General features: G+C 66.9%; 17 protein-coding genes. 14 read left to right on the top strand and 3 right to left on the bottom strand.

The genetic code is table 11. The features are described 5' to 3' along the window. Positions 1–44: 44 nt before the first annotated feature. Positions 45–818, top strand: a complete 774-nt coding sequence (locus AC5FRV_RS10315; RefSeq protein WP_493561011.1) for an IclR family transcriptional regulator — start codon at positions 45–47, stop codon at positions 816–818. Between the two features lie 91 nt (positions 819–909). Here AC5FRV_RS10315 and AC5FRV_RS10310 read toward each other — a convergent pair whose 3' ends face one another. Then, on the bottom strand, positions 910–2,727 hold the full coding sequence (locus AC5FRV_RS10310) for an ABC transporter substrate-binding protein (RefSeq protein WP_493561010.1): 1,818 nt from the start codon (positions 2,725–2,727) through the stop codon (positions 910–912). Positions 2,728–3,310: 583 nt separating this feature from the next. Here AC5FRV_RS10310 and AC5FRV_RS10305 point away from each other — a divergent pair. Both AC5FRV_RS10305 and AC5FRV_RS10300 read left to right on the top strand, forming a co-directional pair. Continuing rightward, a complete protein-coding gene (locus AC5FRV_RS10305; protein WP_493561009.1) occupies positions 3,311–5,092 on the top strand; it encodes an RICIN domain-containing protein in 1,782 nt (593 codons plus the stop codon). After that, positions 5,093–6,754, top strand: coding sequence for a family 43 glycosylhydrolase (locus tag AC5FRV_RS10300; protein WP_493561008.1), 1,662 nt, complete (start codon positions 5,093–5,095; stop codon positions 6,752–6,754). It begins immediately after the preceding gene. Between the two features lie 6 nt (positions 6,755–6,760). On the opposite strand, the gene AC5FRV_RS10295 is transcribed toward AC5FRV_RS10300, so the two are convergent. Next, positions 6,761–7,699 carry a dihydrodipicolinate synthase family protein gene (locus AC5FRV_RS10295; protein ID WP_493561007.1) on the bottom strand — a complete coding sequence of 313 codons (939 nt, stop codon included), beginning with the start codon at positions 7,697–7,699 and terminating at the stop codon, positions 6,761–6,763. 600 nt (positions 7,700–8,299) lie between these two features. Between AC5FRV_RS10295 and AC5FRV_RS10290 the strand changes: the two genes are divergently transcribed. From AC5FRV_RS10290 to AC5FRV_RS10275, 4 genes are all read left to right on the top strand, one after another. After that, the gene (locus AC5FRV_RS10290) at positions 8,300–9,433 is read left to right on the top strand and encodes a mandelate racemase/muconate lactonizing enzyme family protein (protein WP_493561006.1); all 1,134 of its coding nucleotides are present in this window, start codon (positions 8,300–8,302) and stop codon (positions 9,431–9,433) included. 93 nt (positions 9,434–9,526) lie between these two features. Continuing rightward, positions 9,527–10,366: an NAD-dependent epimerase/dehydratase family protein gene (locus AC5FRV_RS10285; RefSeq protein WP_493561005.1), complete on the top strand. Its 840-nt coding sequence runs from the start codon at positions 9,527–9,529 to the stop codon at positions 10,364–10,366. Positions 10,367–10,511: 145 nt separating this feature from the next. Next, on the top strand, positions 10,512–12,845 hold the full coding sequence (locus AC5FRV_RS10280; protein WP_493561004.1) for a glycoside hydrolase family 3 N-terminal domain-containing protein: 2,334 nt from the start codon (positions 10,512–10,514) through the stop codon (positions 12,843–12,845). Positions 12,846–13,390: 545 nt separating this feature from the next. Continuing rightward, positions 13,391–14,374, top strand: a complete 984-nt coding sequence (locus AC5FRV_RS10275) for a Gfo/Idh/MocA family protein (protein WP_493561003.1) — start codon at positions 13,391–13,393, stop codon at positions 14,372–14,374. A gap of 113 nt (positions 14,375–14,487) precedes the next feature. On the opposite strand, the gene AC5FRV_RS10270 is transcribed toward AC5FRV_RS10275, so the two are convergent. After that, the gene (locus AC5FRV_RS10270) at positions 14,488–15,435 is read right to left on the bottom strand and encodes an alpha/beta fold hydrolase (RefSeq protein WP_493561002.1); all 948 of its coding nucleotides are present in this window, start codon (positions 15,433–15,435) and stop codon (positions 14,488–14,490) included. A 344-nt stretch (positions 15,436–15,779) separates the two neighbouring features. Here AC5FRV_RS10270 and AC5FRV_RS10265 point away from each other — a divergent pair, with 344 nt between their 5' ends. Genes AC5FRV_RS10265 through AC5FRV_RS10235 form a run of 7 tightly spaced genes read left to right on the top strand, consistent with a single transcriptional unit; the run spans position 15,780 to position 22,697 of the window. Continuing rightward, positions 15,780–18,011, top strand: a complete 2,232-nt coding sequence (locus AC5FRV_RS10265; RefSeq protein WP_493561001.1) for a type II/IV secretion system ATPase subunit — start codon at positions 15,780–15,782, stop codon at positions 18,009–18,011. Continuing rightward, positions 17,977–19,893 carry a type II secretion system F family protein gene (locus AC5FRV_RS10260; RefSeq protein WP_493561000.1) on the top strand — a complete coding sequence of 639 codons (1,917 nt, stop codon included), beginning with the start codon at positions 17,977–17,979 and terminating at the stop codon, positions 19,891–19,893. Before AC5FRV_RS10265 ends, AC5FRV_RS10260 begins: the two co-directional genes overlap by 35 nt. Next, entirely contained in the window at positions 19,890–20,663 is a 774-nt protein-coding gene (locus AC5FRV_RS10255) for a DUF7289 family protein (RefSeq protein ID WP_493560999.1), read from the top strand. The genes AC5FRV_RS10260 and AC5FRV_RS10255 overlap by 4 nt, the downstream gene beginning before the upstream one ends. Next, positions 20,656–21,102 carry a DUF7266 family protein gene (locus tag AC5FRV_RS10250; protein WP_493560998.1) on the top strand — a complete coding sequence of 149 codons (447 nt, stop codon included), beginning with the start codon at positions 20,656–20,658 and terminating at the stop codon, positions 21,100–21,102. The genes AC5FRV_RS10255 and AC5FRV_RS10250 overlap by 8 nt, the downstream gene beginning before the upstream one ends. Next, positions 21,099–21,773 (top strand): DUF7263 family protein, encoded by a 675-nt coding sequence (locus AC5FRV_RS10245; protein ID WP_493560997.1) that lies wholly within the window; start codon positions 21,099–21,101, stop codon positions 21,771–21,773. Before AC5FRV_RS10250 ends, AC5FRV_RS10245 begins: the two co-directional genes overlap by 4 nt. Next, positions 21,766–22,170 (top strand): DUF7262 family protein, encoded by a 405-nt coding sequence (locus tag AC5FRV_RS10240; protein ID WP_493560996.1) that lies wholly within the window; start codon positions 21,766–21,768, stop codon positions 22,168–22,170. The genes AC5FRV_RS10245 and AC5FRV_RS10240 overlap by 8 nt, the downstream gene beginning before the upstream one ends. Then, positions 22,167–22,697, top strand: a complete 531-nt coding sequence (locus AC5FRV_RS10235) for a DUF7261 family protein (protein WP_493560995.1) — start codon at positions 22,167–22,169, stop codon at positions 22,695–22,697. The genes AC5FRV_RS10240 and AC5FRV_RS10235 overlap by 4 nt, the downstream gene beginning before the upstream one ends. Positions 22,698–22,746: the final 49 nt, after the last annotated feature.

Raw genomic sequence — 22,746 nt, 5'->3', positions numbered from 1 at the left:
CCAGCGCCGAACGGTTTAAGGTCGCGCTCCTTCATTGCCCTCCCATGACAGACGGCGTGGTGGACGACCGCGGACGCACGATCCAGTCGGTAGAGATAGCGTTCGCCGTCATCGACGCGCTACAGGAGACCGGCAGCGCCGGCGTGACGGAGCTCGCTGAGTTACTCGACCACTCGAAGAGCACGGTCCACAGCCACCTGCGAACGCTCGAAGCCCAGCGGATCGTCGTCCGGGACGGCGACGGCTACCGGCTCAGCCTTCGCATCCTCGACATGGCGACCCACGTCAGAGACCAGGTGGGGAACTACGACGTGATCCGTGAGGAGGTGGACGCACTCGCCGCCGAGACCGGCGAAGTCGCCCAGTTCGGGATCGAAGAGCACGGGCAGCTGTCGTACCTCTACAAGCAGGCCGGCGAGCGCGCCGTCGAGACGGCCTCACGCGTGGGAACCCAGCAGCCGATGTACGCGACGGCGCTCGGGAAGACGATTCTCGCGTTCCTTCCCGACGACCGGGCCTGCGATATCCTCCAGTCCCAGCGTTACGAGGCCCAGACGCCGACGACGATAACGAGCGCCGAAGCACTCGCCGCCGAACTGGACACCATCCGTGAGCGGGGGTACGGCATCGACGACGAGGAGAACATCGAGGGGCTGCGGTGCGTCGCCGCGCCCGTCACGAGCGACGAGACGGTACTGGGCGCAGTCAGCGTCACCGGCCCGGCCAGTCGGGTCACCCACGACCGCATCCACGACGAACTCGCCGACGAGGCCAGGCGGGCGGCGAACGTCATCGAACTCAACACGATGTTCGCGTAGCTGGGCGGGAGCGGACGGAGAAAGTAGTGGATCGGCAGCCGCAGTTACCGCGCTTCCGCCGTGGTCGACGGCGGGAGGTGAGGTGTGGTTCCTACTCCTGGGCCTCCATCTTGCCTTCTCGGGGCAGCCAGAAGGGCGGCCACTTGATGCTGCGGTCGACGTCGCCTTCCTCGGCGAGGGTCCACTCGTCGTTCGTGACCCAGGACTGCTCGAACTTGGAGACCAGCGAGAGCATCGGCAGGTCGACGTTGTTGTGCCAGGCCGCTTCCTGGACGATCGGCATCGCCTCCTCGTTGGTCGGGACGGTCCCGATCTCGTCGACCTTGTCGAGCGGGACGAGCGTCGTCTCGCCGTCGCCGTTCATCGCGGGGATGGTCTGCTCTTCCTCGGCCGGGTAGTTGTGCCCGCCGCTGATGGCGTCGTTCACCAGCTGGTGGCGCAGCGGGTAGTACGGGAACGCAGACCGGGCCTGGCCCGGCAGCCAGTAGAACGTCCCGATTTTGAAGTTGCTGTCGATCAGCGAGCCCTGCCAGTCGCTCGTCGGCTGGCTCGCGACGGTCAGGTCGATACCGAAGTCGCTGAGCCGGTCGACGATGGTGTTGGTCATCGTCGTGAAGTCCGACCAGCCCGCAGGGGTGAGGTACTCGGCGCTGATGGCCTCGCCGTCGGGGGTCTGCCAGGTGCCGCCGGACTTCGAGTAGCCCGCGTCCTCGAGGACCTGCGTCGCCGACTCGGTGTCGCTCTCGCCGACGCCGTAGTCGTTGAAGTTGCTCTTCTGGTCACCGAGCCACTGGTCGATGTTCTTCGGCGCGATCCCACAGGGGACACTCGCCGGGAACTTCGTTCGCGGGCCCGCGTTGGAGACGAGTTCCTCGCGGTTGATGACGTAGGCGATTGCCTGTCGGACCGCGCGGTCGCCGAAGACCGGGTCGTCGTGGTTGAACACCATCCCGTAGCCCCACTTGGCGGGGATGGACCGCACCTCGACGACGTGGTCCTGGAACCCATCGACCGTCTCCGGCGGGGCGAACATGCTCCAGTTGCTGTCGAAGCGGCTTCCCGCAGTGAAGTCCTGCTGGGGGACGCTCGCTTCCTGGTAGGCGTCGAACTTGTAGTTCGAGAAGTTGATGTTGTCAGCCTTGCGGAACTCCTCGTTGCGCTCGAAGTTCCACTCCTGCTGGTTCCGGTCGACGTACTTCCAGCCCGCGCTCGTGAGGACGTCCTCGTCGCTGTCCTCCCAGAACCACGTCTGGACCTCGGAGGCGTCCTGGTCGAGGAACTGCTCGAACACGGCAGCGGGCGTGTCCACCCACATGTTCGCGAGCTGGTGTTTCACCATCACCGGGTTCGTCTCGCCGGCCAGGTTCAGCTGGTAGGTCAGGTCGTCGACGACCTCGGTGCTCTCGACGAACCCCCAGATCGCGTCGCCCGTCATCTTCCGTATCTTGAACTGGACGTCGATGTCGTCTGTCGTGACCTGACTCCCGTCGGACCAGGTGAGGTCGTCACGGAACGTCAGCGTGACCGTCTGGCCGTCGAAGTTCCACTCCTCGAGCGCAGACATGATGAACTCCTCTGACTCGAAGGAGTACGCCGCGTACCGGTCGAACACGAGCTGTGTTGCCGGTTCGGAGGCGTTCTGCGTGTGATGCGGGTTTACCGTTCGGTCGTTCGGGTTGGCCTGCAGTGCGCTGGCGTGCGTCTTGTCGATGACGCCACCGTCACCGCCGTCGCCACCGTCACCGGAGCCATCCGAACCGTCACCAGACCCGTCAGATCCGTCTGACCCGTCTGACCCGTCCCCATCACCACTGCAACCTGCGAGTGCGGCGACGCCAGACGCCCCCGTAACCGCGAGGAATTTCCGCCTGTCGACGACGTCCGCGTACCGCCTGTCGTGTTTGGACATACCATCCAGTGGTATATATGAAAAGATAATAAATATTCCGGTGTCATCGAACGAGAGACGAATCCTCGACCAGGACCGCGATCTGCCGTCGAGAGCGCTCGATGCAGCGTTTCGTCACTGAACAGTCGTCACCTGGTTGCGACTGGGATGGCCAGCCCGGAGTGCTCGGGTACGGTTCCCGCAGTCCGAACCGTTACAGTACTAGTTATGTGACGTTTTACCCCTGCGACACCATTATTCACCACGAACGATTCACTCGGTCGAAAATAATTCTTCGCGATTCGCGGGTTTACGGCCTCGAACAACCGACGTAGCTCCGTTCGGCAGGCGCGAACGCACTCGGCGATCGAAACGGACGGACGCTTCGAACTGACGACAGTGGATCAGCCAGTCGTTCGGTGGAATATCGGGATAGAGAAGCGATGTACCCGAGTGTTTTGATTTCAACGACTCGAGCACTGCCCAGTACTACGGCCACCGAACGTTCCCGCCTCGGGAACATTAGCCACTGTTTTCTCCGGTGATCGGGGACATACCACATACATAGTAATTGACACCACCGGTGTAGGATAGCCCGCAATCCATGTCGAACCAGCGTCACAGGAGCGACGGTGCCACGGGTGGAACCGACGAGAGAGCGAAGACGGACGAGCGGAGGCCGAGCGGTGACAGTACGCACCTCACCCGGCGACGGGCCATTGCCCTGGCCGGCGCAGGCCTGGCGACGAGTGCGATCGGGGCGGCCCAGGCGGACAGTCACGACGCTCTCGTCTCGAACAGCGGGGGACAGTTCGTCGCCGAGAACGGCGGCTCCGAGGTGTACGCCGGCGGGGACTTCGTCGACGCGATGCAGGCGGCAGTCGACAGCCTGACCCCTGGCCGCACGGCGAAGGAGACGGTCCGCGTCGAGGCGACCGGGTCGACGGGGAGCGCGGGCAGTCTGCGCGCCGTCGACCTGCCGAGTTACACCGTCTTCGACGTCCCGGGATCCATCGACGTGACCGACTCGGGCGAACCGTGGGTCGTCCCGGTCCGCGCCCAGAACGCCGAGGCCATCGAGATTCCGCGCCTGACCGTCACCGGGAATCCCCGGTACGGGATCCGGATCTCCCACTGCAGCGACGTGTTCATCGGCGACGTCACGATGGATCTCTCCGCCGGCCTGGGCATCCGCATCGACGGGCGCGACGGTCCGCGGACGCGGAACGTCACGCTCGACTCCGCGACCATCAGCGGTTCGAGCACCCACGCCGTCGAGACCTACGGCGTCGACAACATCGACGTCGGGACCGTGACGGCGACGGACGTCGACACCGGCTGCGGGCTGCTCCTCAACGACACGAGCGGCGCCACCGTCGACCACGTCGACGCGACACGGTGCGACGAGGGCGGAGGGTACGCGGGCTTTCGCTGTGCGAACGACGCCGGCCCGGACATCTCGGTCGGTCGGGTCGACGCCGTCGACTGCGGCCGCGGGGTGTTCACCGTCTCGGGCAGCCGCGGCATCACCATCGACGAGGTCTCCCTCGAGAGCTGCGGGTCGGGTGCGCTCGTACAGGACACCCGCGACACCGCCATCCGCGGCGGGTCGATCACCGGGAACGACGGAGAGGGCGTCCGCATCGACTCTCGGGACTCGAACGACCATCCCTACACGCGCAACGTCACGGTCGAGAACCTGACCATCCACGACAACGGCTCCTACGGCGTCTACGAGACCGGCCCGGACACGGAGGCGAACACCATCCGGAACAACGACTTCTGTGGCAACGGCAGCGGTGCCATCGAGACCTACGCTGGAAACACGACCGTCAGCGGCAACACCAACTGCGCAGGTGGGACCGGTGGCAGCGGTGGCGGCGACGGTGGTGGAAGCGACGGCGGGAGCGGCGACAGCGGTGGCGACGGCGGGAGTGGCGGCACGGGCGGTGCGCAGATCAGCGACGGCCGGTACCGGATCACGAGCGCCAACAGCGGGAAGTTCCTGGAGGTGGCCAGCGCCGACACGAGCGACGGCGCCAACGTCCAGCAGTGGGGCGACACCGGCCACGCCTGCCAGGAGTGGGACGTGACCGACAACGGCGACGGGACGTACACCCTCACCAACGCTCACAGCGGGAAACTGCTGGAAGTGGCGAACGCCGACACCAGCGACGGCGCCAACGTCCGCCAGTGGGCCGACACCGGCCACGCCTGCCAGCACTGGCGGTTCGTCGACAATGGTGACGGGACTTACCGGCTGGAGAACGCCCACAGCGGCAAGGTCGCTGACGTCGAGGGAGCTTCCACGGCGGACGGCGCAAACGTCCTCCAGTGGCCCTGGACGGGTGGCGACAACCAGCGCTGGACGTTCGAGGGGGTCTGAATGGGGGACGAACCCGGGCCGGACGCCAATCTGGGCCGGCGGAGCGTGCTGAAGTCTCTCGGGGCCGGGACGCTCGCGGCCGGCGCCCTCGGGCTGAGCGGCGCGGCGACGGCCGACCAGAGCCCCGACCACTACCACAATCCCGTCGGTCCGGTCGGCTTCGGCGACGTCACCGCCGTCCAGGCCGACGACGGGACCTACTACGTCTACGGGACGGAGACGCCCAACGACGTCGTCCCCATCGCCACGTCCGAGGACCTGGTGAACTGGTCCTACGTCGGCGCCGCGCTGCAGAGCCAGCCCGACTGGCGGAACGACCCCGACGCCGGCGTCTGGGCGCCCGACGTCACCTACTACGACGGCCAGTACCACCTCTACTACTCCTACTCGACGTGGGGGAGCCAGGACAATCCTGGCATCGGGCTGGCGACGTCGCCGACGCCGGAGGGCCCGTTCACGGACCAGGGGCCGGTGTTCCGGGCCGAAGACTTGGGGATGACCAACTGCATCGACTCGGAGTTCCGCGTCGTCGACGGGACGCCGTACATGGTGTGGGGGAGCTGGTACGGCATCCACGGCGTCGAACTCACGCCCGACGGCCGCGACTACGTCCCCGGCACCACGTTCCACCTCGCCGGCGACATGCGGGAAGGCGGGATGATCGTCGAAGAGAACGGCTACTACTACCTGTTCTACTCGACCGGCCACTGCTGCGAGGGCGCCGACAGCACCTACGGTGTCGAGGTCGGTCGGTCAGAGTCCTTCACCGGCCCGTACTACAACCAGAACGGGACCGATCTCAGAGAGCTGAACGAACACCACAGCGGCGTCTCGGTGCTCGAAGGGACCGACCGGTTCGTCGGCCCCGGTCACAACACCGCGATTCAGGACGACGCCGGTGACTGGTGGATGCTCTACCACGTCGAAGCGACCACCGACCTGGAGGAGCGCCAGCTGATGGTCGACCGGATCCAGTGGGACGCGAACGACTGGCCGGTGGTCGCCTGCGACGGCACCCCGAGCAGCCAGAGCCCGATGTCGGCGAGCGGCCAGTACCCGTGTAGCGTCGGGAGCGGGAGTGGTGGTACCGGTGGTAGTTCCGGCAGCGGTGGCGGTTCCGGAAGCGATGGTGACTCCGGAAGCGATGATGGCTCCGGCGGTGGTGGCGACTCCGGCAGCGACGGGAGCGGAGGCTCCGACGGAAGCACCGGCGACACGCCGACCGACGGACCGATCGAGGCCGGGACCTACCGCATCACCAACGGCAACAGCGGGAAACTGCTGGAAGTCGCCTTCGCCGGCACGGCCGACGGTGACAACGTCCGCCAGTACGGTGACACCGGCCACGCCTGTCAGCAGTGGGAGGTCACCGAGAACGGGGACGGGACGTACACCGTCGTGAACGACCACAGCGGGAAGCTACTGGAGGTCGCGAACGCCGACACCAGCGACGGCGCCAACGTTCGCCAGTGGGCCGACACGGGCCACGCCTGCCAGCGCTGGTCCATCGAGGCGACGGCCGACGGGCAGTACCGGTTCGTCAACGCCCACAGCGGGCAGGTCGCCGAAGTCGCGAGCGCCGGGACGGCCGACGGGGACGACGTCCAGCAGTGGCCCGACAACGGCGGCGACCACCAGCGCTGGACCCTCCAGTCCGTCTGAGCCGCGTCAGTCGACCAGCCGGTCGAGGTCGTCGTCGAGTTGGGCGTACAGTTCGCGGGCGCGCTCGCGCTGCTCGGGCGTGAGCGGCCGGATCGGTTCCCGGACCGCCCCGCCGTGGAGGCCGGCGAGTTCGAGGCCCTCCTTGACCGCTGGGACGCTCGCCGCACCAGGAATCGTGTTGTCCGCGCCGGTGTCGTCGCGGAAGCGCTGGTAGGGCAGGCAGGCGTTCCGAAGTTCGCGCGCCCGCTCCCACTCGTCCGCTTCGAGGGCGTCGAACAGCGCCAGGCCGACCTCGGGCCGGAAGTTGCTCACGCCGGCGGAGAACCCCTCTGCGCCCTCGGCCCAGAACGAGACGGCGTAGGGTTCGGCGAGGCCGTCGACCCAGACGACGTCGTCCGCACCGGCCGCTACCCCAGCGCCCAGTTTGACGGCGTCGGCCAGCGCGTACTTGATCCCGACGACGCCGTCGACACGGGTGAGGTCGGCGAGGTAGTCGACGGAGGGGTCGAACCCGCGGACGTAGGGGACGAGCGGGCGGTCCGTGGCGGCGTCGAGTTCGCGGTAGTAGTCGAGCAGTCCCTGCTCGTGGAGGTAGGTGTGGTCGGGCGGCATCACCATCATCGCGTCGACGCCGCAGCGCTCGTACGCGCCGACGAGGTCCGTCGCCGCGGCGGTGCTGCCGCCGACGCCGGCCAGGACGCACGCGTCCTCGGGGAGGACCTCGACGGCCGTCTCAGTGACGGCGATGCGTTCGTCGCGGGAGAGGGAGTGGTACTCGCTGATGTTCGCCGCGGCGAGGAAGGTCTGGATGCCCTCCTCCGAGAGGGCCCGCGCGTTGGCCTGGATCTTCTCGTGTTCGATGTCGCCCGCGTCGTCGAACGGCGTGAGGAGGCCGACCGCGACGCCCCGCAGGTGCTCGCGCACCCCATCGGCTGACAGAGGCATTGGCGAAAGCTCCGGGCCCGCTCGCATAAACCCATCGTCTACCTGGGTTCTGCGGTGGTTTCACCCACTCCGTTGAAATCGGCAGCAATCGATACATTCTGACCCAGTTGTGGGCAATACAGGTGTCTCGTTGAACGCTTCCGGGAGCTGTGTTGAGTACGTAGGTACCTGATTAGTCACTCGCATGTGTCTTGGTGACGCCCAAAAGGAGCGTTAGGATGGCTGCGATCATGGCGATAAAACCGCCATAGAAGGCGATTTGGCCGGACAAGCTTTTAATACCCGTTGTATAGGACAACGTGTCTGCGACCGTCATACCCGTAGCTCCGAGGAGAATCACACAGACCAATATCCAGCAACGGATTGACCGGAGGAGCGCATCAGACTCTGAACCCATACCTGTAATCCGCCAAGAGACTCGGATACTTCTGTCGATTCTACTGGTGGCGTCCTCGACAAACCATTGGTCAACTCACAGACGCACTGCCCTGCTGGTGCACGCGCTGGTATTCCGAAGCAAAGGATTTCAACAGACCCGTTTCAACGACGAGCGCCCCGTCCCTCGCAAGCTATATGCACCGCCCGCCACCGGTCTGAGACATGGAGATTACCGATCTGACCGTCCACGGACTCTCGCACACCCTCCCGGACGGCGAGGGGCTCGGGGACGCGCGCAGCTTCGGCCACGACCGCGCGACGACGCTCCTGCGACTGGAGGCCGACGACGGCACCATCGGCTGGGGGGAGGCGTTCGCGCCCGGTCCCATCGTCGAGGCCACCGTCGACGAACTGTTCCGCGAGGACGTCGTCGGGATGGACCCCTTCGACGTCGAGTCGCTCGCGACGCGCTCGTACACGAACCCCTACCACTTCGGCGGCAGCGTCTTCGTCCAGAGCGTCGTCAGCGCCGTCGACGTCGCCTGCTGGGACATCCGCGGCAAGGCCGTCGGCCGGCCCGTCCACCGCCTGCTCGGCGGTACCGAGTGCGAGGAACTGCTGCCCTACGCGTCGACGATGTACTACACCGAGCGCGACCGCCCGATCGAAGAGCCGATCGAGGCCGCCGTCGACGCGGGGTTCGAGGCCGCCAAGATCAAGATCGGCGCGGACCCGGACACCGACGTCGAGCGCGTCCGGACCGCGCGGCAAATCCTCGGCGACGACGCCCGCCTGATGGTCGACGTCAACGGGAACCTCCGGCCCGACCAGGCCCTGCAGCTGGCACGGGATATCGAGCAGTTCGACATCACCTGGATGGAAGAGCCCGTCCCGCCGGAGAACGAGTCGGGCTACCGCGAACTCAAGCAAAAAGTCGACGTGCCGCTTGCCGCCGGCGAGGCCCACTACGGCCGGTTCGCGTTCAAACGACTCATCGACGACCGCCTGGTCGACGTCGTCCAGCCCAATTTGGCGCGCTGTGGCGGCCTCTCCGAGGCCCGCCGCATCGCCGACCTGGCCTCGACGGAGAACGTCGCGGTCCGCCCGCACATCTGGAACAGCGCCGTAGGCCTCGCTGCGGCCGTCCAGTTCGCCGCCAGCGTCGCCGACTACCCCCACACCCGCAACGTCCCCGACCCGATGATGGTGGAGTTCGACCGGAGCGAGAACCCGCTCCGGGACGACATCCTGGAGACGCCGTTCGACCCGAGCGGTGGGACTCTCGCCGTTCCACAGGAACCCGGGCTGGGAATCACCGTCGACGAGGACGCCCTCGAGCGCTACAGCGACGCGTAGCCGAGCACGTCCGGTATCGACGTCCGGGCCAGCCGTCCCGTTCGGCGTTCCCGAAACCGGCATTTTAATGCCCGCAAGTCGACCGGATCCGGTATGGACGTCCTCGTCACGGGAGCCTACGGTCGCTGCGGGACGGCGTTGATCGACCACCTGCACGACGACGACGCGTACGACTTTACCTACTACAACCGCTCCGACAGGCCCGACGACCACCCCTACGGTGGTTACGACACCGTCGTCGGGGACGTCGCCGACGAGGAGAAACTCCGGGCCGCCTCCGAGGGCCGGGACGCGATGGTCCACATGGCCGCCTTCCCGCAACCCGAGGGCGACTGGTCGGACGTGTTCGAGCCCAACGTCGTCGGGACGTACAACGCGCTGGAGGCGGCCCGGCGGGAGGAGATCGAGACGGTCGTCTTCCTCTCGTCGAACCACGTCGTCGGGAACTACGAGCGGGAGTTCGCCCCGGAACTCTACCACGGTGAGTACGACTTCGTCCTCGACCACACCGACCCGGTGCGCCCGGATTCGTTCTACGGCGCCACCAAGAGCTTCGGCGAGGACCTGGGCCGCTACTACGTCGAGGCGTACGACTACCCGAAGCGGTTCTACGCGCTCCGGACAGGGACGGTCAACATGCCCGCGTACGACCACCCCTACGGCAACGCCGAGTCCGGCGTCGACGACGGCGAGTGGGAGCGCGACAGCGAGGCGTACGAACGCGAAGTCGCCCGGATGAAGTGCACCTGGCAGTCCCGGCGGGACTTCGCCCACCAGGTCGAGTGCTGTCTCGCCGACGACGGCGTCGAGTACGGCATCTTCTTCGGCGTTAGCGACAATCAGAACCGGTGGTTCGACCTCGAACACGCCCGCGCCGCCATCGGCTACGACCCCCAGGACGCCGGCCACGAGTGGGACGGCCCGCCGGGGTGAGTCCCGCCACTGGCCCCCAACAGTTGTGCTCTGGCTCCGTCAGGACCGGCCGAAACCCGCCAGACGACGGGCAGGACAGTTGATTCGTATCAATTGATCGTTTCGAACCAGATCGCTTTTCGGGTCGGCCGTTGCGCTGGTATCCATGGCAGATGCAGACAGCCCTCGCTACCGTGACCCGTCGGTATCGGTCGACGGACGGGTCGACGACCTCCTCGACCGGCTGACGCTTGCGGAGAAGGTCGCACAGCTCGGCGGGCTGGCCCCGTCGGTGCTGTTCGACGGCGACGAGTTCGACCCCGACCACGCCGGAGGCCACCTCGAAGACGGCATCGGCGAGTTCACCCGGCTCTGCGGGGAGGGCGACCTCCTTCCCAAGGACGCCGCCGCGACCGTCAACGGGGCCCAGGACGTCCTCGCCGACACCCGACTCGGGATTCCGGCGCTCCCCCACGAGGAGTGCCTCAGCGGCTACATGGGCCCCGGTGGGACCACGTTCCCCCAGGCCATCGGGCTCGCGAGCACGTGGGACCCCGACCTCGTCGCCGAGTGCACGACGGAGATCCGCCGGCAGTTGCAGGCCCTGGGCGTGCGTCACGCGCTCTCACCCGTCCTCGACCTGGCCCGGGACCTGCGATGGGGCCGCACAGAGGAGACCTTCGGCGAAGACCCCTACCTGGTCGCCCGCATGGGCTGTCGCTACGTCGACGGGCTGCAGGGCGACGGCCCCACGGACGGCGTCGCCGCCACGGTCAAGCACTTCGTCGGTCACGGCGCGCCCCAGGGCGGGAAGAACCGCGGGACCGTCTCGCTCGGACCGCGAAAGCTGCAGGAACACTTGTTTCCCTTCGAGGCCGCCGTCCGCGAGGCCGACGTCGAGTCGGTGATGAACGCCTACCACGACGTCGACGGCGTCCCGTGTGCGGCCGACCGCTGGCTGCTCACCGACCTCCTCCGCGGGGAGTGGGGCTTCGACGGCCTCGTCGTCTCGGACTACGGCGCCGTGAAGAATCTGCGCGTCGAACACGGCGTCGCGGCCGACGACCGCGAGGCCGCCGTCGCGGCGCTCTCGGCCGGCATCGACGTGGAACTGGCGAATATAGAGGCCTACGACGAACTCGTCGGTGCCGTCGAGGACGGGGACCTGGACGAGTCGGTCGTGGACCGAGCCGTCCGCCGCGTGCTCCGGACGAAGGTCCGGAAGGGGCTGTTCGAGGCCGACCCCGTCGACCCCGACGCGGTCGACGAGGTGTTCGAAACGACCGCGCAGCGCGACCTGGCCCGCCGAGCGGCCAGGGAGTCGGTGACGCTCCTGGAAGACGAGAGTGGCTTGCTCCCCCTCTCCGAGGGCGACTCTATCGCCGCCATCGGCCCGAAGGCCGACGCCACAGAGGGACTCCTGGGCGACTACGCCTACCTCGCGCACTTTCCGGAACTCGAAGACGAGGCCGCAGGCATCGACATCGTCTCGCCACTCGACGGACTGGAGAACAGGCTCGGCGAGGACGCGGTCACCCACGAGCCCGGCTGTACGCTCACGGGCCCTTCGATGGCCGACGTCGCGGACGCCGCCGACGCCGCGGCCGAGGCCGACGTCGCCGTGGCCTTCGTCGGCGGCAACTCGACGGTCGACCACAGCGACACCGACGAGGCGGCGAGCCAGCGTCCGTCGGTGTCGACCAGCGGTGAGGGCCGCGACGTCACCGACCTCACGCTCCCCGGCGTCCAGCAGACGCTCCTCGACGTCGTCGCGACGACGGACACGCCGCTCGTGGCCGTCGTCCTGAGCGGGAAGGCCCACGCGCTCGAATCGGTGACCGAGGTCGCCGACGCCGTACTGCACGCCTGGCTACCCGGTGAAGAAGGTGGCAACGGCGTCGCCGACGTACTGGTGGGCGACCACAACCCGAGCGGGCGCCTCCCCGTCTCACTGCCCCACTCGGCCAGCCAGTTGCCGGTCCACTACGGCCGTAAGCCTAACGACGTCCGCAACGACTACGTCTACACGCCAGGGGACGCCCTGTTCCCCTTCGGCCACGGCGAGAGCTACACGACGTTCACGTACGGCGACTTGGCACTCTCCGCCGGGGAAATTCGGCCGGACGGGACGATTCGGGCGAGCGTCACCGTCGCAAACGCTGGCGACGTCCCCGGTCACGAGGTCGTCCAGCTGTACGCCCACGACCGGCACCCGCCGCTGGTCCGCCCCGTCCAGCAGTTGCGGGGGTTCGAGCGCGTCTCCCTCGACCCCGGCGAGCGCGTGCGAGTCACCTTCGAACTCGACGCGACCCAGTTCGCGTTCCTGGACGAGGCCGAGCGCCTGTCGGTCCACTCCGGCGCCTACGAACTCCGCGTCGGGCGGTCGGCCGAAGACATCCGATCGACCGCCGAGTTCGAGATCACTGGGGAGAAACGCCACGTCCCGACGGAGGATCGGGCGCTGTTCACCGACGTCGCCGTCGAGTCGGTCAGCGAGTGAGCAGACGGAGCGGAGGGTACCCGACTGGTCGTCCGCCCGCGACCGTGCCTCACAAAAAGTATCCGAAAATCTGATTGGTGATCGAATTTATATTATTCCCGTCATTTAGACCATGCGTTTCGCAGCGCAAGCGGTGACGACCTCGTTCGCGGACCGGCGAACCGGTCACTCGCGGGTTCCCACGACGTCGACCTGAAATTTCCGTGGCCCAGTGTTCGTCCCAACCACCCACCGACCCGGTCGGGCCGCCCGGTCAGACAGCAAACGGACGACGCGGTACAGTCCGGGCGAGGCCCTCCAACGACGGCCAATCTGCACGTTCCGGCTGTCCATTCGAACGAACGGGCGACAACGATTCGACAATATCACCCAATTTCAGTAGTAGTGTGTAAGACTGACATTTCAGGCTCGAGAATCGAGCGTTCGAAGGCCTGGCCCCAGCGGCACGACAGCGCCCGACGTCGGCGAGCGACGCGACGTCACCCGTTCACAACAGGTGTTGTCGATACCCATGGGTTTAGGTTGCAGTCCGAATATACCTAGGTATGCGATTCGGAGTACTCAGCACGGCCGATATCGGCGTTGCGTCGGTGATTCCCGCGATCGTCGCGAGCGACCACGAGGTCGGGGCCATCGCCTCGCGCGAGGAATCCGCCGCGCAGGCGGTCGCCGACGAGTTCGGGATTCCGGAGGCCTACGGGAGCTACGACGCGCTCCTCGAGGAGGCCGACGTCGACGCGGTGTACATCCCGCTGCCCAACGGCCTCCACGCCGAGTGGATCCGGGCCGCCGCCGACGCCGGGCTCCACGTCCTTTGCGAGAAGCCAGTCACCGGCGACCCGAGCGAGACCGCCGCCGTCTTCGACTACTGCGAGGAGCGCGGCGTCACGCTGATGGAGGCGTTCATGTATCGCTTCCACCCGCTCACGGAGCGCGCCGCCGAGATCGTCGAGTCGGAACTCGGCGAAGTACGCGCCGTCACGTCGACGTTCACGTTCCGGATGCCCGACGGCGCCGAGGACATCCGACTCGACCCCGACCTGGAGGGCGGGTCGATTCTCGACGTCGGCACCTACGCCGTCAACGCGGCGCGCCTGTTCCTCGGCGAACCCGACCGCGTGTACGCGACCACCCACGACGGTCGGGACTGCGGCGTCGACACCGAGATGGCCGGCGTCCTCGAGTACGACTCCGGCGCCGTCGCGCGGGTCCAGTGCGGCTTCGAGACGCCGCTGACCCAGTACTACCGCGTCGAGACGACCGACGGCTGGCTCCGCGCCGAGCCCACCTTCGATGTCGGCGTCGAGAACGAGACGTCCCTCACCTACGCCGTCGACGGCCGGGAAGTGACCGAGCGCTTCGAGGCGACCGACCACTATCGGCTGGAGGTCGAACACTTCGCCGACTGCGTCGAACGCGGCGTCTCGCCGCGGCTCGACCGCGAGGAGAGCGTCGCCCATGCCGACACGCTGGCGGCGATCTTCGAATCAGCGGCGTCGGGCGAGCGGGTGGCCGTCGGCGAGGAGTAGCGAGTCACTCGACTCGGACGTGGCTTGGTGGGGTCGTGACTACTTCGCGGAATTGCGGCCTGCGATTACACCGGCTTTCGGTCCAGCAGAAGCCAAACGTGGCTCCAATCGTACTATTCAGCGTCTTCGGATTCCCGGACTGCATCCAGGAAGTGCCTCCGAAGCAAGTCCGCCGCCAGCGCGCCTGTCACGTGCCCCTTCTCGAGCACCGCGACGGGAAACCCTTCGTAACACGACCGCTGGACGTCGTACTCGACGATCCGGTCGTATCTCCCGAGCAACGGCGCGCAGTCGTCGGCCTCGACGGCGCGGAACTCGTCGGCGAAGTCGAGCACCTCGCGCAGGCGGTCCGGCCGACGCAGGGCCGAGTCGGCCACCAGATGCCGGTAGACCGACGAGACGAACAGCTCGCCGAACGCCGCGCCGGCGAGCAACGGGACGTACCGGTCCGCCGTCCCGAAGCAGGCCCGGTGGAGGTTCGCCGCGAACCCGCCGAGGCTCGTCCCGGCGAGGACCACCGGCGCGTCGCTCCTGTCGGCCAGGTCGGCCCGGATTGCCTCGAAGAGCGCGGCCGACGACGCGACCATGCCGACGAAGTTCCGGAGGTCACCCAGAGCCCGTGCGTACTCGGTCGAAGACCGGTCGTGAAACGGGGCCCGCAGGCCGACGATGTTGACGGGCAACTCGTCCTCGTGGCCGACGAAGAGGCCGTGGAACGAACTCGACGCGAAGCGCCCGAACTCGAAGGGGTGCTCGCCGCTCCCGTGGTGGTAGACGACGGTGGGATACGCCGGCCCGCGCCACTGCCAGGGCAGGTACGCCGCCTGGAACGTGCCGAGTGGGGTCTCGACGTCGACGGCGTGCTGGCCTGCGGCCGTGGCGTTCTCGACTGTGACCTCCGCGTCGGGCGCGACGTCGACGAGCGCCGGCGCGTCGACCGAGCGCTCGAAGAGTTTCTGGTCGCGGGTGAGGAGTCCACTGAGTCGGATCGCGACGACGTCGACGAGTTCGTGGTGGTTCATCGGTCGCTGGACGGTCGGGTCGATTGCTGGGTGGGCCAACCCTGGACAGGCTCACGAAGGCAAGTCTGCGTTCTCGGACTGCCTTCGCCCCGTTCGTCGTCGGACTGGTCGAGGACTGCCGCGAAACCGTCGTCGGGAACCATCGGTATTCCTCGCTACGTATGCGTCCGGTATCAGCGTTAGTGCGGAGACCGATTTCGTCACGTGCTTGCGGCGGTCGCAAACCGACCGAACGGTTTGATCACGCGGACCATTTCCACAGGAGGACCGAGTACGTCACAGACTGGGCGCAAGTGGCGAGTCTCTTCGGAACTGATCGGCCCGCCAATTTCACAGATCCCTCATGCTAAAATTTAAGTAGCAACTGGTAGCCACCAACTGCCATGGCCGTCACGCGCGGGACCGAACAGCCGGCGTCGCCAACCGTTCCAGCACCGGTGCCTCCCGGGGACCCGGACGCCTGGTACGCACCGGACGTGCGTTCCCAGAACGAAATCTATCCCGGGGTAGTAGTGACAGTCCTGGACAGCCGCCAGGAGTTCGTCTACGACGTCCGCGAACCGGGACTCACGGAGCACGGAAAGGAGGCACGCGACCGGGTCGAGGAGTACTTCGCAAGCGCACACGTCGAACGACCGCGAACGCGGGAAGGGGCCGTCGAACGGATGGAATCGGGATTCGACTCGAAACACCGGACGGTCATCGACCGCCTCGTCGACTGTTCGCCCGCAGCGCGCCGCCGCCTGGACTACCACGCACTCTGTTCGCTGACCTGCCTCGGCGAGATGACGCCTTACGCGCTCGACGACCGGATCGACGTCGCCGACGTGACGGCGGAGTCGGTGCTCGTCCACACCGACGACTTCGCCCCGGCGCGGACCGATCTGGATCCGGATACGGAGTTCCTCGAACGGTTCGCCAGCGAGCGGATCGAACAACACAGCGTCACGTTCCACGAGTTCGACGTCCCCGTGATAGTCTACCGGGAGAACCTGCTCGGGGAGGACCCCTTCACGACCAAGTACGCCGTCAGGGAACCGGACCTGCTCCCCGGCGACGAGGACCTGATCGAGGACTGCAAGACGCGTGTCTGGGAGGCGAGTATCGACGGCGTCCTCGAAGACGAGGTCGGGTTCGTCCGCGACCGGGCGAGAACGTTGCTCTCCCGTCAGCTGACGATCCAGAATACGCGTGCCTGGCTGGACGCCCTGTCCTACCGCGTTCGGACCGCGCTGGCGGAGTACGACCTGACCGTCCCACCCGTCGACCACCGCTTCGCCGACGACCGACTCGAAGACCTCCTGTACTACGTCCTGCGGGACCTGGTCGGCTACGGGAAGCTCACGATTCCGGTGAGGGACCCCACTCTCGAAGACATCGAGGCGAACCGGGTCGGCGAACGGATCAAGGTCGTCCCGCGGGCGGACGTGGGCCACAACAGCAGAGTGCCGACGAACCTCGTCTTCGAGGAAGAGCGCTCCTTCGTCAACGTCGTCACAAAACTGGCGGCCGACGACGGGACGGAACTGAACGCCTCGACGCCGAGTGCGAAGGTGAACCTCTCGCCCGAAGGCGTCGAGGAGACGATACGGTGTGCCGTAGCGCTCCCGACCATCTCGGAGGACGGCCCACACATCTCGATCCGTAAACAGTCCACCGACCCGATGACGCCGGTCGACCTGGTCGACGCCGGCTCGATGTCGACCGAACTCGTCGCACTGCTCTGGTTACTGTACGAACACCACAGCGTCGTTCTCTTCTGTGGCCCGACGGGAGTCGGGAAGACGACCCTGATGAACGCCCACATGCCATTTATCCCCTATCGCGACCGGCCCATCAGCATCGACGAGGGGTCGCGCGAGGTACACATTCCCCACGAGACGGGCGTCTCGCTTTCGACCCGCGACCACGAGCGCGACCACCGCCGTGTGACGATGGCCGACCTGATGACGGAGTGTAACTACCTCAACCCGGACGTCGAGGTCATCGCGGAAGTGAACACGCCGGCCAGTTTCCAGACGTTCGCGGAGACGCTCAACACCGGCCACGGCCTCATCGGGACGACCCACGCCGACGACGTAGAGACGCTCGTAAACAGGATCATCGAACAGGGGTTGCCGGCGTATCTGTTGCAGGAGATCGACCTGCTCGTCTTCCCGAAACGGGTCGGCGACGACCGCTACGTCGGCGAGGTCATCGAGCTCGTCGACGAAACGACCTACAGGAGTCTCGACCGGGACGACGACAGGCGCGGCACGATCCGCAGGGACGGGACGACGGTGTACTGGACGTCAGTCGCCTGGCGAGACCACGACGGTGACTACCAGTTCGCCTACGACCATCCGTCGCTCGACGGTGGAGGCGATGGCGACGGGACCATCGCGACATTCGATCGACTGGCGGAAGAGATCAACAAACCGGTGGACCAAGTCGAAGCGATGTTCCACCGACGCCATCGATACGTCAGGTACCTCGTCAAGGAGGGGATAGCGGACGTGGACGAGCTATTCACAGTCCTCGCCGACCTGGAAACGAACGAGGCGGCTACCGTCGAGCGGTTACGACGCGAGCTCGTGCTCGATGGACGAACGGAGGGCTCGGATGGGGACGAGTAAACCGCCGCGACAGCTCAACCTGATCGACCGGGGACTCTACGCGCTGTTCGCCCAGCACGCCGACGGAGACCAGCACGACCGGGACCGCGAACGGTACCGGGCGACCGACCTCGATACGGGATTCGACCTCTATCTGGCGCGAGTCTACGGTCTCGCCTGGGTGAGCAGTCTCGCCCTGGGATTCGTCGTCTTCAGTACGTTCACACTCCTTCCGGACGCTGTCCTGGGTGGGGGCGTCGCGTTTCTGCAAGACGGCATCCCCGTGATCAATCGCATCACCTGGCCCGCAGTCCCTCAGGCCACGCTCGCGTTCGGTTCGGGCGTCGTCGTCGCCGTCCTCACCCGATGGGCCCTGATCCGAGCCGGCGGGACCTATCTCGGCTGGGCAGCGTCTGCTCGTCGCGCCGACATCGAAGCGACGCTCCCGGGGGCCGTCCGGTACCTCCGCGTACTCGCCTCCGGCGAACACGACCAGCGAGCGATGTTGCGACGGGTCGCCGACCAGGACGCCTACGGGGAGACGGCCGTCGCGTTTCGGCGGGCCCTCAACCGCGCTGCATTGACAGGGAGTCTCGACGACGGTCTCGAGCGCGTGGCCAGCGAAACGCCGTCACGCGACCTGCTCGCCCCGTTCCTGCTGAAGTTTCGGGAACACGCGAACCAGAGTTCGAACGCGCTCGAAGGCTACCTGGAGATGGAGAGTCGATTGCTCTCTCACCAGCAGTCACGGCGCCAGGAACGGGCGACAGGCTATCTCGAACTCGTGGCCGAACTGTTCGTCGTCCTGCTCGTCCTGCCGGCGTTACTGGTCCTCATCGTCACGGTCATGGGCGTCCTCTCTCCTGGGCTCTCGAATCCGGTCGTCACGCCGCTTGGAACGACGACTGTGCGTGGACTGCTCGTCCTCGGGAGCGCCGTTTTCGTCGTCTCTGCCGGCGCGACGGCATCGTTCGTCGTGACGACGCTCCGTCCACGAAACGCGAGCCCACCATCGTACGAACGACCCGACGAGTTGCTTCCGCTGCTCGAGAGCGTCCCACTGAATCCGGCGAGTGCGACGGTCGTGATGGTACCTATCGGGCTCTGCGTGGCCGTCGGGCTCTGGCTACTCGACTACAGGCTCGAAAACGTCTTTCTCCTCTCGTACGCGGCGTTCGGTCTCCCCATCGGAGTCGTCTCCGTCAGGCGAGCGAGGCTCGACGACGCCAAGGACCGCGAAATCCAGGACTTCGTCCACGCCGTCTCGGGTCACGTCAGCCTGGGGCGGCCGTTCAGCGACGCCGTCGAACGCGTCGCGCGCGAGGTGGAACTCGGTGCGCTCCAGAGCGACGTCGACGATCTCGCCTTTACCTTGGGACTGACGTCGAGCCCGGCCGGGGATTCGACCGACGGCCGCGCCGCTGCCCTCGACCGGTTCGTCGAGTCCGTGGGCACGCCGATGGCCGACCAGACTATCGGGCTCGTCGTCGGTGCACTGGACGCCGGGAGCGATGCGGAGGACGTCTTCGAGACGCTACAGACCGAAATCGGGACGCTCTACCACGAACGAAAGGCGCTCCGGTCGTCGCTCCTCGTCTACGTCGCGGTGGGATGGACCACCGCGCTGCTCGTCATCGGCATCGTCGTCGCCGTCAACACCTACGTGCTCGACGGGTTCGCACAGCTCTCGACCGTCTCCGGCGGGCAAGGGCTGACGATCGATCCGAACGCCATCGACCCGGCGCGGGACCGCCACCGGTTCTACGTCGTGACGCAAGCCACGATGCTCGCCTGCGGCTGGTTCGCCGGGACGGCGAGCCGGGGCTTCTACGAGGCGCTGTTACACTCTGCGTCACTGGTCACCATCGCCTACGTCGTCTTCGCGGGGGCCGGGATGATATGACGCGTCGACGGAGCCGTCGACGGCCAGATGCTCCGCCCCAACGGCCCCAACCGCTCCGAACCGGAGCCCGCGGGCAGTCACACGTCGTGGGCGTCGTCCTCCTCCTCGGCCTGACTGCCATCGCGCTGGGCGGGCTGACCGCGAGCATTGGGGCCATCATCCAGGACCAGACGGCTCACGCCGACGCGGCGAGCGTCGCTTCCGACTTCGACTCGTCACTCCGTCCGGTCGAGACGACCGGTTCGAGACGGGGACGGGTGACGTTCACCGAAGGAACGCTCTCGACGGTCACCCGCGAGATACGCGTTCTCGACGAGACCGGGGTGAGACAGACGATAGACGCCGACGCTCTCGTGTACGAGTCGGCAGACCGGCGAGTGGCGTTCCTCGGTGGGGCGATCATCAGAGGCCAGGAGGGGAACGCCTGGCTGGAACGCGAGCCGCCCGTGACGAGCGGGTCGGACGTACTGATCGTCGGCGTGCCACGGCTCAATGGAACCGGCGGCGTCAGCGGCACCGGTGGTGTCACGACGCCCATCGAGACGAACGTCTCACACACTCGCCACTCGCTCGGGGAGGGCAACTACCGGATCGCCATCGAAACGGAGACGCCCAGTGCCTTCGAGGGGTACGCCGCCGAACAGAACGCCACCACGACGGTGCGCGACGTCGATGGCGACGGCGTCTCGAGCGTCGTCGTCGATTTCGGCGGCGACCGGACCGGCTATCTGGTCGTCCACGACATGCGACTGGAGGTCGGCCATGGATAGTCGCGCGGTCACGCCCGTCGTCGAGAAGACGATTACGATGGGTATCGTCGTGCTTTTCGTCGGCGGTATGACGACAGCGATGTTCGGCACGGCCGTCCCGACGTACCGGGACGCGGTCGGCACGGAGATGAGCGAACGCGTACTCGCGATGGCGAGCGAGGAGATAGAACGGACGGTTCCGCCGAACACGACGACCGCTCAATCCGAACGGACCGTCGACCTGCCCGCCACGATTCGGGGTTCAGCCTACAGGATCAGGGTCGACGGCTGGTCGCTCGTCCTCGTACATCCAGACATTCCGACACGGCGGAGTCGACCGGCAGTTCCACCGACGGTGACCGGTTTCAGTGGCGAGTGGCAGAGCGGAGCGAATACCGTCGTCACCGTTCGTAGCGTCCCCGGCGGCCTCGCCGTCGAACTTCGGGAGGGATCCTCGTGAACCGAGCCCAGACTGGGCTGCCGGCCCTCGCGATCGCACTCCTGGTCCTGACCGTCCTCACCGGTCTCGGGCTCGCTATCGCCGACGGAGCGCTCGCGAGCGCCGACCGGAACGCCGACGAGCGGCGCGTCGCCTCGTCACTGGCCGAACGTCTCGTGGCGGCCGAGTCGCCGCTCACCGAACGCGCGAACGTTCTCAACGCGACGCGGCTGCGTCGACTCGACGCAAGCGGGGTAGAGCGTTCGTTTCCGGTCGCGGACGGTCGCAGTTTCCGCCTCCGGGCGAACGGCACGACCGCCGCCACGACGGGCGACGTCGGAGACGGGACGACCTTTCGGCGGCTCGTTGTCGTCGAGCGTCAACAGACGAGAACCCTGCGGCCCGATCTCGGCCCGAACCGGGCGATTACGCTCCCCCGTCGAACGACGAAGGCGACGGTCGACCTCTCGCCGCCGGCGAATACGACGCTCACGACCGTCAGGGCCAACGACCGGGTACTGCTGCGGAACACGAGCGGACTGTCCGGACGGTTCGAGGTCGCGCTTTCGCGGTTCGAGACCACGCGACTCCGGTTCGAAGGGGCCGGAAACCTGCCCGAGGGGAGCGTGACGATAACGTACCGCGCACCGGAGACGGCGAAGACGACGCTGGTGGTGACAGTCGATGGATAGAGCCCAGCTCCCGCTCTCGCTGCTGGAAGTGGCCATCGGGATAGTGTTCGTCCTCGGTGTGATACTCGGGTTCGCCCTCGGCGTGCCTTCACCGGATACGCGAGAACCCCAGCTCGACGCCTATGCCCACGACACCGCAACGATCCTCTCGAACGAACAGCCACGCCACGGTGGCGCGACCAGGCTCGCGGAGGTCGTCGAGTCCGACACGGCGTTCCAGCGCGAACGCGACGCGTTGCGCGAGCGCGTCGACCGCATCCTCACCGACAACCTGTTGTTTCGGGTCGAGACGCCCCACGGCGCCGTCGGCTACCACACGCCTCGCGGTGTCGCGACTGGGCGTTCGACCGTCACGACCCGCGCCGGCCCGGTAACGATACGAGTGTGGTACGTATGAGACGGCGCGGACAGCTCGTGCTCGTCGCGGCGGTGATCATCGCCGTCGCGATGATTCCCATGGTGCTCGCGTACCTGCAACTGGGGTACCACGCCGACGTTCGCGCCAGCGGCGCACACGACGACCCGTCGACCGAAGCCCGATCGGTGCTCGTCCGGAGCCTCCACAGTGCGAGCGTGGACGTCCCCGGGACGTTCCGATGGAGCAGTCGCGACGCTGCCGTGAACGCGGTGCGATCTGACCTCGACCCCAGGTTATCGACTGTCGAAACCGCACGCGTCGACGAGGGAATTCACCGCAACGTCACGTACAACCAGACGCTGGCCGTCCGGTGGTCGAGTGCTAACTGTCCGACCGGCCCAGACCGACAATTCGGCTCCTGTGAAGCCATCGACGGCGTCGTCGTCCAGGAACGAGCAGGCTGGACCCACGTTCTCGCCGTCGCGTTCGACCTCCGGACGACGACGGAGCGCGAACGGACCGAACTGTCGACCGTGGTCCGGCCCGTGGGCGACCGCGAGCCCTGACTGCTGCGCCCTGCCCGACAGCGTGCGAGCAATCGGGGATGCACCCCGC

This window comes from Halomicrobium sp. HArcel3 (assembly GCF_058933135.1).
This window is presented reverse-complemented; position numbering and strand designations above follow the sequence as displayed.